A 13,484-nucleotide genomic window follows, 5' to 3' on the forward strand; every position below is an offset into this window, starting at 1 on the left:
AGGACCCACCCGACGACAGAAACGCGGTAACGGCATGGCATGGATCGTGGCGGTGATCGCCGTCATAGCCGCCGTGGCAGCAACGGCACGCTTTTACCGGGCCGCCCGCTCGGAACAGCTGGCCGTGGCCCACGCCGAGCTCGCCGAACGCCAGGCGAAGACGGCCGAGGCCCGCACGGCGGCCCTCGTCGACGAGATCAGGCAGCTGGCCCGCAAGCGGATCCCGGCTGCCGCGCTCGCCCTCTCCCACCCCAGCGCCCAGGTCCCCGGACTGCGCGAGGCGGCCGAGGTCGACGGTGGCGCGGCCAGGCTGCTCACCGAGGCCGTACAGGCGGCCAGGACAGCGGTCATGGAGGAGCGGCAGCGCGTCGACGCGGCCGCCCGCGCGGCGATGCGCGGCACCTCGGCCAAGATCCAGTCCCTGCTCAACCAGTCCCAGCAGCTGTTGCACGAACTCCAGCACGAGTACGACGACCCGCGCATCCTCCAACTGGACTTCCGCAACGAACTCGCGCTGCGCCGCACCCAGTCCACCGCGGTGCTCTGCGACGCGTGGCCCGGCCTGGCCCGGCAGAACTCGCCCCTCGTCGAGATCGTGCTCGGCGCACAGTCCCGCGTCGCCGGCTACGAGCGGATCAAGGTGGCCAACCACCTGCGCGACGAACGCCTCGGCCTCGCCGCCCGCGCCGCCGAACCCCTCGCGATCGCGCTCGCCGAACTGCTCGCCAACGCCACCGCCTACTCGCACCCCGACACCGATGTGCAGGTGACCGTCCAGCAGAGCGGCGGCCGGGGCGCGTTCCTGGTGGTCGACGACGCGGGCATCGGCATGGACGACGACGCGCTCGACCGGGCCCGCGCCCTGCTGGCCGGGCCCTCCGAGGTCCTGCTGACCGAACTGGGCGACCCGCCGCAGACGGGGTTCGCGGTCGTCGGCAGGCTGGTGGTGCAGTACGGCTTCCACTGCCACATCGAGGCCTCGCCGTTCGGCGGCATGCGTACGATCCTGCGTGTCCCCGCCCATCTGCTGACGGTGCTGGAGGACGACCACAGCCTCTCCGCCCTGGCCCCTGCGCCCGTGTCGGCCGTCCCCGCCCCGGACCGGCCGGCCGCCCCCGCGCAGTCCGCCCGGCCCGAACCGGCGCCCGCCGAGGCGCCTTCGGGACTGCCCAGCAGACGCCGGCGTGCGCCGCGCCCCGCGGCCGCCACCCCGGCCCCCGCCGCCCCGGCCGCCGGACAGGTGTCCCGTACACCCGAGCAGGCGGAGTCTTCCTGGGCGGCACTCCAACAGGGCACCCTGATCGGCAGGAGCGTTGCCGGGCGGGTCCCCGCACCGGATGCGGACGGCCACGACCACCTGGGCGACCAGGACGACCAAGGAGACGACGAGAAGTGAGCGCCCCCAGCCCCACCACCGGTGACCTCGCATGGGTGCTGACCCCGCTGCTGGAACTGCCCGGAGTCCAGCACGCCGTGGTCGCCACCGGCGACGGCCTCGTCGAGGGCGCCTCGCCCGGACTCGACCGGGCCTCCGGTGAACGGGTCGCCGCCATGACGGCCACGCTGCACGCCGCGGCCCGCGCCTTCACCACGGCCTTCACCAACGTCGAGGCCCCGCAACTGGCCCAGACGGTCGTCGAGTCGGACCTGGGCTTCGCCATCGTCGTACCGGCGGGGAAGAACACGACGCTCGCCCTGTTCGCCGAACCGGGCGCCAAGCTCGGGGACATCGCCTACCAGATGCAGGTGCAGGTCACCGCGCTGACGCGGGCGATGCACGCCCCGGCCCGCCAACCGGACACCGCCGACCGGCCATGACCGCCGGCCCAGGACGCCGTCTGATCCCCGCCTACCTCGTCACCGGGGGCAGGTCCAGGCCCACCGGCCCCGCGCTCGACCGGCTCGCCGTGCTCGTGCGCACCGAGGAGGCCCTGCCGCAGGACACCGGTTCGGAGCAGCGCAGGCTGTGCGAACTGCTGGAGCCGGGCGCCCTCACCGTCGTCGAGTGCGCGGCCCATCTGGACCTGCCGGTCAGCGCCACCGTATTCCTGGCCACGGATCTCGCGGCCGCCGGACTTCTGCTCACGCGACCGCCGATACCCAGTGCCGGGGAGATCGACCGGTCGCTCGTCGAGAGGCTGCTCGTTGGACTCCGCTCCCTCCACTGACCGGACGGACGTCGGCTATCTGCCGGCTGCCGCCCGGACCCTGATGAAACTCGTCGTCACGGGTCCCTTCGGCGTGGGCAAGACGACCCTGATCCGCACCCTCTCGGAAATCCCCACGCTCCACACCGAAGAGGCGATGACGCAGTCCAGCACCCGGCTCGACGACACCGCCGGGCTTCCCGAGAAGACCACGACCACGGTCGCCATCGACTTCGGACGCCTCACCGTCCTGGACGATCTCGTGCTGTACATGTTCGGCACGCCCGGCCAGGACCGCTTCCTGCCGCTGTGGGAGGACATCGCGCGCGGGGCGCTGGGCGCGCTCGTCCTGGTGGACACCCGCAGGCTCGCCGACTCCTTCGCCGTGATGGACATGGTCGAGGAGCAGGGACTGCCGTACGCCGTCGCTGTCAACCGCTTCCCCGACGCCCCCGCCCACAGCGACGAGGTCCTGCGCGCACACCTCGACCTCGACGCCGGGACTCCGCTGGTCCAGTGCGACGCGAGGGAGCGACGCGGCAGCATCGACGCCCTGATCGCGCTGGCCGAGCACGTGCTGACCCGCCTGCCGAAGCCCGAGGACCCGCAGCCCGAGGACCCGTCATGACATCGCATCCGCAGCCGCCGCAGCCCCTCGCGCTGTACGGCCCCGACTTCGCGGCCGACCCGCACGGCCACTACCGCACCCTGCGGGAACACGGCCCGCTCGCACCGGTCCGGATCGCCCCCGGCATCGAGGCGATGCTCGTCACCGACTACCAGGCAGCGGTCGACCTGCTCCGCGACACCCACACCTTCAGCAAGGACCCCCGCGCCTGGCAGGCGACGGTCCCCGCGGACTCCCCGGTACTGCCCGTGCTCGGGCACCGACCCACCGCGCTGTTCAGCGACGGCGCGGAGCACGCCCGTTACCGCGACGCCATCAACGACACCCTGGCCCTGATCGAACCGCACATCCTGCGGGCCCAGGTGGCCGGGGTCGCCCAGCAGCTCATCGCGGAGTTCGCCGCCACCGGCAGCGGCGACCTCATCGCCCAGTACGCCCGGCTGCTCCCGCTGCACGTCTTCGTCACCTGGTTCGGCGTCGATCCCGCGGACGGCGACCGGATCGTCGACGGCATCGGCGGGATGATGAACCCGGAACAGGGCGCCGCCGCCGCGTACGCCGACCTCGTCGACGTCGTCACCCGTCTCGTCGCCGACCGGCGCGCCCGGCCGCGACGCGACCTCACCTCGTACTTCCTGGCGCATCCGGCGCACCTGGACAACGACGAGACCGTGCGCCAGATCACGTTGCTCATGAGTGCGGGCCACGACCCCGAGACCAACCTGATCGGCAACGCGACCCTGCACATGCTCACCGACGAGCGGTACGCGGGATCGCTTCACGGGGGCGCGATGACCGCCCACGAGGCCATCAACGAGGTCCTGTGGCAGGACCCGCCGATCGCCAATCTGGCGGCCCACTACCCGCGCCACGACACCGAGTTCCACGGGGTCCGGCTGCGTGCGGGACAGCTCGTCCTGGTCTCCTTCGGTGCTGCCAACACCCAGTCGGGCCCTGCCGGTTCGCCCACCGGGGTGCGGTCGGGGGGAAGCGCCCACCTGGCCTGGTCGGCCGGTCCCCACCGGTGCCCCGCCAAGCAGCCGGCCCTGCTCATCGCGATGACCGCGATCGAGCAGCTCACCAGTCAGCTGTGCGACGCGGAACTGAGCGTTCCGGTGAGCGAACTGCTCTGGCGACCGGGGCCGTTCCACCGCGCGCTGGTGCATCTTCCGGTACGTTTCACCCCCCTGGACACCCACGTGTCCGCGGGCCCCGACCGGGAGCCGGCCCGGCAGCCGGAGGTTCCGATCGGCACCTGAACCGTGTCGCTGGTAGGCCGAACGGGTGAGGGGCGAGAGAATTGCCCGATGAACAGTGAGCGCAGCCGGCGCAACGCCAACCGATGCACAGACGGGGTGGTCCGGTGAGCAGGTACGACAGATATGACGTCACGGACGAGCAGTGGGAGGGGCTCGCCCAGGTCGTCCCGCTGCGCAGCCGCAACGAGTGGCCCTCGCGGGTGGACCATCGCACGGTCCCGGACGAGCAGGAGAGCGCCGAGCAGCGCCGCATGGTGGTGCTGCGGGTCCAGATCTTCGCGGATGCGCGCGAGGTCGCCGAGTACCTGGTCGCGCAGATTCCGGTGCTCCTCGATCTGACCAGCGCCGAGAGCGATGTGGCCAAGCGGATCCTGGACTTCACCAGTGGGGTCGTCTTCGGGCTGGGCAGCGGAATGCACCGGGTCGACCGGAACGTCTTCCTGCTGTCTCCCGTCGGCATGGAGGTCGAGGGAGTGACGGCGGCGGGCGTACCGGGGGCGTAGCCGACGTGCCGGCCGGGACCGCCACGCATCCGGTACGCCGTGACCGGGTGCGGCCCCCGGCCCGCTCCCTGCGCCTCTGCCGACTGTCCGGCCACCTGCCCGTCTGTCTGTCCGGCTGCCTCCCGCCTGCCTGCCCGGCCGGCTGCCCGTCTGCGGGGCGGTGGTAGACCTGGGGCCGTGACAGAACTCGACGTGCACGTGCTCCAGCGACGGCTCGCCGCATTCGCGGCCGCACGCGACTGGGAGCGGTACCACACCCCCAAGAACCTCGCGTCGGCGCTGAGCGTCGAGGCCGCCGAACTCGTGGAGATCTTCCAGTGGCTGACGCCGGAACAGTCGGCGCGGGTGATGGAGGACGCCGCGACGGCGCCCAGGGTGGCGGACGAGGTCGCCGACGTTCTCGCCTATCTGCTGCAGTTCTGCGAGGTGCTGGGCATTGATGTGCTGGCGGCCCTGGCGGCCAAGATCGAGCGGAACGAGGGGCGTTTCCCGGTGCCGCAGCCGACGGATCCCCCGTACCGTCACTCTTCGGAGTGATCGAGTTGTCCACATTCGATTTCGTGTCCACAGATTTCCGAATTCCCCTGGCCTTTCGGTACCACCACCCTCACTGTGGGTAATGAAGAGGTGAGCGGGTTTCCGGGTCGAACGGGGGCAAGGGATGGAAGCGGAGCGGCTTGTAGCAGTCATCCGGAGGGCACTGGCGCAGAGCCGGGGCACGCCGGACATCATCGCCGAGGCCTGGCAGGCCCAAGCGCTGGCGCAGGCGATCGGGAGCCGGCTGGCGGCGAGCGGCCCCAAGGAGTTACGGGGCGAGGCGAGCGGCCTCAGCGAGATCGGCGGACGGAGTAACGGCGCGCTGGAGCACCCGGCGGCCCGGGCGGGTGTGGCACGGGCGGCGCAGCTCTCCGAGGTCGCCGATCCGCGCGCGTCCCTCACCGGTCTCGGCGCGCTGCTCGGGGAGGTGGGGATAGCCCTGGTCGGGGTGGCGTGCGAGACCGATGAACAGGGCCTGTACTGGCAGTGCATGGAGGCGATCGACGCCGCGGACGAATCGACGGACCGGGTGCACGGCATGCTCCGCCTGCTCGACGAGCGGGACCGCGAGCGCCGCGCGGATCTGGAGCGCGGCCGGGAGCGGGACGGCCCGCACGGTGTGCTGCACGGACCGGTGGGACCGGCCGCCGACGTCGGCTGAGCGTCCGGCACCGGTGAGGCGTCCGGAGGTGCAGGATGGATGCATGGATCTTCGAATCTTCACCGAGCCCCAGCAAGGGGCGAGCTACGACACACTGCTCACCGTCGCGAAGGCGGCCGAGGACCTCGGTTTCGATGCCTTCTACCGGTCCGACCACTATCTGCGCATGGGCCAGGGCGACGGCCTTCCCGGCCCGACGGACGCCTGGATCACGCTGGCCGGGCTGGCGCGCGAGACCAAGCGGATCCGCCTCGGCACCCTGATGACGGCGGGGACGTTCCGCCTTCCCGGAGTGCTCGCCATCCAGGTGGCACAGGTCGACCAGATGTCCGGCGGCCGCGTCGAGCTGGGCCTGGGCGCCGGCTGGTTCGAGCAGGAGCACAAGGCCTACGGCATTCCCTTCCCCAAGGAGAAGTTCGGCCGGCTGGAGGAGCAGCTGGCGATCGTCACCGGTCTGTGGGCCACCGAGGTCGGCAAGACGTTCAGTTATGACGGTACGTACTATCAGCTCACCGACTCGCCCGCGCTGCCCAAGCCCGCTCAGGCCAAGGTGCCCGTGCTGATCGGCGGGCACGGTGCGAAGCGGACGCCGCGGCTGGCCGCGCAGTACGCCGACGAGTTCAACATTCCGTTCGCCTCGCTGGAGGACAGCGAGAAGCAGTTCGGCCGGGTCCGGGCGGCGGCCGCGGAGGCGGGACGCGGGCCCGACGACCTGGTGTACTCCAACGCCCTGGTCGTCTGCGTAGGCAAGGACGATGCGGAGGTGGCGCGCCGGGCCGCCGTCATCGGACGGGACGTGGCGGAACTGAAGGCGAACGGGCTGGCAGGCTCGCCCGCCGAGGTCGTCGACAAGATCGGCCGATTCGGGGCGATCGGGGCGTCGCGCATCTACCTCCAGGTGCTGGACCTCGACGACCTGGAGCACTTGGAGCTGATCTCGTCGCAGGTCCAGTCACAGCTTGACTGAGGGGACTCTCGGCCGAGGGGACTCCCGGCTGGGAGGGCAGCTCGGCTGAGCGGAAAGCTCGGCTGGGAGGGCAGCTCGGCTGAGCGGAAAGCTCGGTTGAGAGGGCACCTCGGATGAGCAGAAAGCTCGGCCGAGCGAAGCACTGGACCGAGGGCAGCACTGGACCGAGAGAAGAAGGAGCCTCTGGTGTCACCCGCCCGCGATCCCGCCGCCCCGGCCGGGGCGCCGTCCCGCCCGCTCGCCGCCGCGCTCGCGGCAGGAACCGTCCTGCTCGACGGTGGGCTCTCCAACCAGTTGGAGGCGCAGGGCTGTGATCTGTCCGACGACCTGTGGTCGGCCCGGCTGCTCGTGGACGGACCGGAGCAGATCGAGGCCGCGCACACGGCGTATGTGCGGGCGGGTGCGCAGGTGCTCATCACGGCCGGCTATCAGGCGAGTTTCGAAGGGTTCCGGCAGCGCGGGATCGGGCGGGCGGACGCGGCGGGGCTCTTCGCCCGAAGCGTGGAACTGGCCCGCCGGGCGGCCGGGGCGGTGGACCGGGACGTCTGGGTCGCGGCCTCGGTCGGCCCGTACGGGGCGGTGACGGCGGACGGGGCGGAGTACCGGGGCCGCTACGGGCTCACGATCCGGGAACTGGAACGCTTCCACCGCCCCCGGATCGAGGCCCTGGCCGCCGCCGGCCCCGATGTGCTGGCGATGGAGACGGTGCCGGACCTGGACGAGGCGCAGGCGTTGCTGCGGGTGGCGGGGGAGTGCGGGCTGCCGGTCTGGCTCTCCTACACCGTGGCCGGTGACCGGACCAGGGCCGGGCAGCGGCTGGAGGAGGCGTTCGGCCTCGTCGCCGGGGAGGAGCAGGTGGTGGCGGCCGGGGTGAACTGCTGCGATCCGGCCGATGTGGACGGGGCGGTCCGGGTGGCGGCGGAGACGACCGGGAAGCCGGTCGTCGTCTATCCGAACAGCGGCGAGCGCTGGGACGCGCAGGGAAGGGCGTGGACCGGGGGCGCCACGTTCGACCCCGGACGGGTCCGGGCCTGGCAGGACGCCGGTGCGCGGCTGATCGGTGGCTGCTGCCGCGTCGGCCCGGCCACCATCGCGGAACTGGCCGCGCTGCTCGGCGAGGGAGCGACGGCACCCGGGCCGGGGAGAGCTGAAAATGCCTGGTGAGGGCGAGTGGACCGGACCATACTCGGACGTGTGTTCCTGACGATCAGTACCACCGGCACCCCGGAACGTCCCGCCACCGATCTCGGCTTCCTGCTGCACAAGCATCCCGAGAAGGCGCAGACGTTCTCCACCTCGCACGGCACCGCGCATGTCTTCTATCCCGAGGCATCCGCGGAGCAGTGCACGGCCGCGCTGCTGCTGGAGGTGGATCCCGTGGCGCTGGTGCGGCGGGGCAAGGGCAAGGGCCGCGGCGGTGCCCCCGACGCGGCACTCGCGCAGTACGTCAACGACCGCCCCTACGCCGCGTCCTCGCTGCTCTCCGTCGCGATGAGCACCGTCTTCAAGTCCGCGCTGAGCGGCACCTGCAAGGCGATGCCCGAGCGGGCGGCGGAGCCGATGCCGTTGCGGATCGAGGTTCCCGCCCTCCCGGCCCGTGGTGGTGCCGAGCTGGTGCGGGCGCTCTTCGGTCCGCTCGGCTGGTCCCGCGTGGACGCGGTGGCCGTGCCGCTGGACGAGCAGTTCCCCGAGTGGGGGGACTCTCGGTACGTACGGCTCGTGCTGGAGGGTGAGCTGAGGCTCGCGGACGCCCTGCGCCAGCTGTACGTCCTGCTGCCCGTGCTCGACGACGCCAAGCACTACTGGGTGGCGCCGGACGAGGTGGACAAGCTGCTGCGGGCCGGTGAGGGCTGGCTGGCCGACCACCCCGAACAGAAGCTGATCACCAGCCGGTATCTGTCGCGGCGCTGGGGGCTGACCCGGCAGGCGATGCAGCGGCTGGAGCTGGTGCGGCTCGCCGAGTCCGACGACCTCGAAGTCGAGAGCATCGACAACGCCGTCGACGAGACGGCCGACACGGAGGAGCGGCCGGTGCCGCTCGCCGAGCAGCGCAGGGCCGCGATCCTGGCGGCGCTGACCGCTGCGGGGGCGAGCCGGGTGCTCGACCTCGGCTGCGGCCAGGGCCAGTTGGTGCAGGCACTGCTGAAGGACGTGCGCTTCACCGAGATCGTCGGCGTGGACGTCTCGATGCGTGCCCTGACGATCGCCTCGCGCCGGCTGAAGCTGGACCGGATGGGGGAGCGCCAGGCCGCCCGGGTGACGCTCCGGCAAGGCTCGCTCACGTACACGGACAAGCAGCTCAAGGGGTACGACGCGGCGGTGCTGAGCGAGGTCGTCGAGCACCTCGACCTGCCGCGGCTGCCGGCCCTGGAGTATGCGGTGTTCGGCGTGGCCCGTCCCCGTACCGTGCTCGTGACCACGCCGAACGTCGAGTACAACGTCCGCTGGGAGTCCCTCCCGGCCGGACACGTCCGGCACGGCGACCACCGTTTCGAGTGGACCAGGGCCGAATTCCGGGACTGGGCGGGCGAAGTGGCCCGCAGGCACGGGTACGGGGTGGAGTTCGTCCCCGTAGGCCCCGACGACCCCGAGGTGGGTCCGCCCACTCAGCTGGCCGTGTTCACGATGGCCGCGACCGACACGACCGACACGACCGACACGGCCGGTGCGCCCGACGCGACCGCCACGACCGAGAAGGAGGCGAAAACCGCATGAGCAACACCAGCCCCAGCGACCGCACCAGCGACAGCACCCGCACCGGACGCGTCCTGCCGGTGACCGACCTCTCCCTCGTCGTCCTCATCGGGGCGAGTGGCTCGGGCAAGTCCACCTTCGCCCGCGGACACTTCAAACCGACCGAGATCATCTCCTCGGACTTCTGCCGCGGACTCGTCGCCGACGACGAGAACGACCAGAGCGCCAGCCGGGACGCCTTCGACGTCCTTCACTACATCGCGGGCAAGCGCCTGGCCGCGGGACGGCTGACCGTCGTCGACGCCACCAACGTCCAGTCGGAGAGCCGCCGCCAGCTGGTGCAGCTGGCCCGGGAGCACGATGTGCTGCCCATCGCGATCGTCCTCGACCTGCCCGAAGAGGTCTGCCTCGCGCGCAACGCGGCCCGGCCGGACCGTGCCGACATGCCCCGCCACGTGGTCCAGCGCCACCGCCGGGAGCTGCGCCGTTCGCTGCGCGGCCTGGAGCGTGAGGGCTTCCGCAAGGTCCACATCCTGCGCACCGAGGAGGAGGCCGAGCACGCGGAAGTGGTGCTGGAGCGCCGCTACAACGACCTCCGCCACCTCACCGGTCCCTTCGACATCATCGGTGACATCCACGGCTGCAGCTCCGAGCTGGAGACGCTGCTCGTCAAGCTCGGCTACGTGGACGGCGCGCACCCCGAAGGGCGCACGGCGGTGTTCGTCGGCGACCTCGTCGACCGCGGGCCCGACAGCCCCGGCGTGCTGCGCCGCGTCATGTCCATGGTCTCGGACGGCAACGCGCTCTGTGTCCCCGGCAACCACGAGAACAAGCTCGCCCGTTACCTCAAGGGCCGTAAGGTCCAGCAGACCCACGGACTGGCCGAGACGATCGAGCAGTTGGAGCGGGAGGACACCAGGGACCCGGAATTCCGCGGCCGGGTCCGGGAGTTCATCGACGGGCTCGTCAGCCACTACGTGCTGGACGACGGCAAACTGGTCGTCTGCCACGCCGGGCTGCCCGAGAAGTACCACGGGCGCACCTCGGGGCGGGTCCGGTCGCACGCCCTCTACGGCGACACCACCGGCGAGACCGACGAGTTCGGGCTGCCGGTGCGCTACCCGTGGGCGGAGGACTACCGGGGCCGGGCCACCGTGGTCTACGGCCACACCCCCGTGCCGAACACCTCCTGGATCAACAACACCATCTGCCTGGACACGGGCGCCGTGTTCGGCGGGAAGATGACCGCGCTGCGCTGGCCGGAGCGCGAACTCGTCGACGTACCGGCCGAGCAGGTCTGGTACGAGCCGGTGAAGCCGCTCACCACCGAGGCGCCGGGCGGCCGGGAGGGCCGGCCGCTGGACCTCGCCGATGTGCAGGGCCGCCGGATCGTGGAGACCCGGCACATGGGCAGGGTGGCGGTGCGCGAGGAGAACGCGGCGGCGGCGCTGGAGGTCATGAGCCGGTTCGCCGTCGACCCCCGGCTGCTCGCCTACCTTCCGCCGACCATGGCACCGACCGCCACCTCGAAGGAGGAGGGCTATCTGGAGCACCCGGCCGAGGCCTTCGCGCAGTACCGGGCGGACGGTGTGGACAGGGTCGTGTGCGAGGAGAAGCACATGGGCTCCCGGGCCGTGGCCCTGGTCTGCCGTGACGCGGAAGCGGCACGGGAACGGTTCGGGACCGGTGACTCCGGGACCGTTGACTTCGGGACCGGCGACTTGGGCAAGGGCGGCCCGACGGGCGCGCTGCACACCCGCACCGGACGGCCGTTCCTGGACGACCCCGCGCTCACCGAAACCGTGCTGGACCGGCTGCGCCAGGCCGTCACCGCTGCCGGGCTGTGGGAGGAGTGGGACACCGACTGGGTGCTGCTCGACGCCGAGCTGATGCCCTGGTCCCTGAAGGCGGCCGGGCTGCTCCGCTCGCAGTACGCGGCGGTCGGCGCGGCGTCGGGCGCCGTCTTCCCCTCGGCCACCGGGGCGCTGGCGGCAGCGGCGGCACGCGGTGTCGACGTCGGCGCGCTCGCGCAGCGGCAGCGGGGGCGGGCCGAGGACGCGGCGGCGTTCACCGAGGCCTACCGCCGCTACTGCTGGAGCACGGAAGGGCTGGACGGGGTGCGCCTTGCGCCGTTCCAGATCCTCGCCGTGCAGGGCCGCTCGCTCGCCGCCGTACCCCATGACGAGCAGCTGGCCTGGCTGGACCGGCTGGTGGAGCACGACCCCACCGGGCTGCTCCAGGTCACCCGGCGGCTCGTCGTCGACCCCGCGGACGAGGCCTCGGTCCGCTCGGGTGTCGACTGGTGGCTGGAGATGACCGGCCGCGGCGGCGAGGGCATGGTCGTCAAGCCGCTCGGCGCGCTCGTCAGGGACGGCAAGGGCCGGCTCGTCCAGCCCGGAATCAAGGTGCGTGGCCGGGAGTACCTGCGGATCATCTACGGTCCCGAGTACACCCGCCCGGAAAACCTGGACCGGCTGCGCGGCCGCTTCCTCGGCCACAAGCGGTCGCTCGCTCTACGCGAGTACGCCCTGGGCCTGGAGGCCCTGGACCGGCTGGCCGACGGGGAGCCGCTGTGGCGGGTCCACGAGGCGGTGTTCGCGGTCCTGGCACTGGAGTCGGAGCCGGTGGACCCGCGGCTGTAGTGCCTTGCCGGCGGGCCGGGACCGTGAAGGGTCCCGGCCCGCCGACAGAACCGGCTGGCGATTCGCCGGGTGAACGACCTCCCGCGCGGTGAGGATGAGGGCATGGGATTCCATGTCGACTCCGAGGCCGGGCGGCTGCGCCGCGTCATCCTGCACCGCCCCGATCTGGAACTGAAACGGCTCACCCCGGAGAACCGGGGCGCGCTGCTCTTCGACGACGTGCTCTGGGTGCGCCGGGCCCGCGAGGAGCACGACGGCTTCGCGGACGTACTGCGCGACCGCGGAGTGGAGGTGCACCTCTTCGGTGACCTGCTCCGGGAGTCGCTGGAGATCCCCGTGGCCCGGCGGCTCGTGCTGGACCGGGTCTTCGAGGAGAAGGAGTACGGGCCGCTGGCCACCGAGCATCTGCGGGTGGCCTTCGAGGAGCTGTCCACCGCCGACCTCTGCGAGGCACTGGTCGGCGGGATGACCAAACGGGAGTTCCTGGAGCGTTACCGCGAGCCGACCTCCGTGCGCTTCCACGTCATGGACCTGGACGACTTCCTGCTCGGGCCGCTGCCCAACCACCTCTTCACCCGGGACACCTCGGCCTGGATCTACGACGGGGTCTCCATCAACGCCATGCGGTGGCCCGCCCGGCAGCGCGAGACCGTTCACTTCGAGGCGATCTACCGTCACCACCCGCTCTTCACGGGCCCGGACGCCGGCGCCTTCCACCACTGGTCGGAGGGGCAGGACGACTATCCCTCCACCATCGAGGGCGGTGACGTCCTCGTCATCGGCCGGGGGGCCGTGCTCATCGGCATGAGCGAACGCACGACTCCGCAGGCGGTGGAGATGCTGGCCCGCGGCCTCTTCGACGCCGGATCCGCCCGGACGATCGTGGCACTCGACATGCCCAAGAGCCGGGCGTTCATGCACCTCGACACGGTGATGACGATGGTCGACGGGGACACCTTCACCAAGTACGCGGGCCTGGGCATGCTCCGCTCGTACACCATCGAACCCGGGGACGGGCCGCGCGACCTCAAGGTCACCGACCATCCGCCCGAGCACATGCACCGCGCCATCGCCGAGGCGCTGGGCCTGGAGTCGATCCGGGTCCTGACCGCCACCCAGGACGTGCACGCGGCCGCGCGCGAGCAGTGGGACGACGGCTGCAACGTCCTGGCCGTCGAGCCGGGCGTCGTCGTCGCCTACGAGCGCAACGCCACCACCAACACCCATCTGCGCAAGGAGGGCATCGAGGTCATCGAGATCCGCGGCAGCGAACTGGGCCGGGGCCGCGGTGGCCCGCGCTGCATGAGCTGCCCGGTGGTCCGGGACCCGGTGTAGACGCGGCACGCGGCACGCGCCGCCGGTGAGGTACCGGGAACGAGTCAGCGGGGGCTCTGTATAGCGATGCATTACGTCGTATAGACTTCCAGGGTTACTGTATGCGCCCCC

At 71.7% G+C, this 13,484-nt stretch carries 13 protein-coding genes; all 13 read left to right on the top strand.

Features of this window, described 5'->3' with window-relative positions; genetic code table 11:
• Nucleotides 1–34 precede the first annotated feature (34 nt).
• Entirely contained in the window at nt 35–1,396 is a 1,362-nt protein-coding gene (locus OG446_RS29545; protein WP_328896853.1) for an ATP-binding protein, read from the top strand.
• A complete protein-coding gene (locus tag OG446_RS29550) occupies nt 1,393–1,818 on the top strand; it encodes a roadblock/LC7 domain-containing protein (protein ID WP_328896854.1) in 426 nt (141 codons plus the stop codon). The genes OG446_RS29545 and OG446_RS29550 overlap by 4 nt, the downstream gene beginning before the upstream one ends.
• A complete protein-coding gene (locus OG446_RS29555) occupies nt 1,815–2,168 on the top strand; it encodes a DUF742 domain-containing protein (RefSeq protein WP_148021392.1) in 354 nt (117 codons plus the stop codon). Before OG446_RS29550 ends, OG446_RS29555 begins: the two co-directional genes overlap by 4 nt.
• Entirely contained in the window at nt 2,146–2,775 is a 630-nt protein-coding gene (locus OG446_RS29560; RefSeq protein ID WP_328896855.1) for a GTP-binding protein, read from the top strand. The genes OG446_RS29555 and OG446_RS29560 overlap by 23 nt, the downstream gene beginning before the upstream one ends.
• Nucleotides 2,772–4,034: a cytochrome P450 gene (locus tag OG446_RS29565; RefSeq protein WP_328896856.1), complete on the top strand. Its 1,263-nt coding sequence runs from the start codon at nt 2,772–2,774 to the stop codon at nt 4,032–4,034. Before OG446_RS29560 ends, OG446_RS29565 begins: the two co-directional genes overlap by 4 nt.
• 83 nt (nt 4,035–4,117) lie before the next feature.
• Nucleotides 4,118–4,537: a cell division protein SepF gene (locus OG446_RS29570; RefSeq protein WP_328896857.1), complete on the top strand. Its 420-nt coding sequence runs from the start codon at nt 4,118–4,120 to the stop codon at nt 4,535–4,537.
• 177 nt (nt 4,538–4,714) lie between these two features.
• A complete protein-coding gene (locus OG446_RS29575; protein WP_328896858.1) occupies nt 4,715–5,074 on the top strand; it encodes a nucleotide pyrophosphohydrolase in 360 nt (119 codons plus the stop codon).
• Nucleotides 5,075–5,198: 124 nt separating this feature from the next.
• Nucleotides 5,199–5,735, top strand: coding sequence for a DUF6099 family protein (locus tag OG446_RS29580; protein ID WP_328896859.1), 537 nt, complete (start codon nt 5,199–5,201; stop codon nt 5,733–5,735).
• A 43-nt stretch (nt 5,736–5,778) separates the two neighbouring features.
• Nucleotides 5,779–6,702 carry an LLM class F420-dependent oxidoreductase gene (locus OG446_RS29585; RefSeq protein ID WP_328896860.1) on the top strand — a complete coding sequence of 308 codons (924 nt, stop codon included), beginning with the start codon at nt 5,779–5,781 and terminating at the stop codon, nt 6,700–6,702.
• 186 nt (nt 6,703–6,888) lie between these two features.
• Entirely contained in the window at nt 6,889–7,866 is a 978-nt protein-coding gene (gene mmuM / locus OG446_RS29590) for a homocysteine S-methyltransferase (protein ID WP_328896861.1), read from the top strand.
• Nucleotides 7,867–7,896: 30 nt separating this feature from the next.
• Entirely contained in the window at nt 7,897–9,417 is a 1,521-nt protein-coding gene (locus tag OG446_RS29595) for a 3' terminal RNA ribose 2'-O-methyltransferase Hen1 (RefSeq protein WP_328896862.1), read from the top strand.
• Entirely contained in the window at nt 9,414–12,038 is a 2,625-nt protein-coding gene (locus OG446_RS29600) for a polynucleotide kinase-phosphatase (protein ID WP_328896863.1), read from the top strand. Before OG446_RS29595 ends, OG446_RS29600 begins: the two co-directional genes overlap by 4 nt.
• A gap of 102 nt (nt 12,039–12,140) precedes the next feature.
• A complete protein-coding gene (locus tag OG446_RS29605; RefSeq protein ID WP_328896864.1) occupies nt 12,141–13,373 on the top strand; it encodes an arginine deiminase in 1,233 nt (410 codons plus the stop codon).
• Nucleotides 13,374–13,484 lie beyond the last annotated feature (111 nt).

This window comes from Streptomyces sp. NBC_00236 (genome assembly GCF_036195045.1).
Taxonomy (GTDB): Bacteria; Actinomycetota; Actinomycetes; order Streptomycetales; family Streptomycetaceae; genus Streptomyces.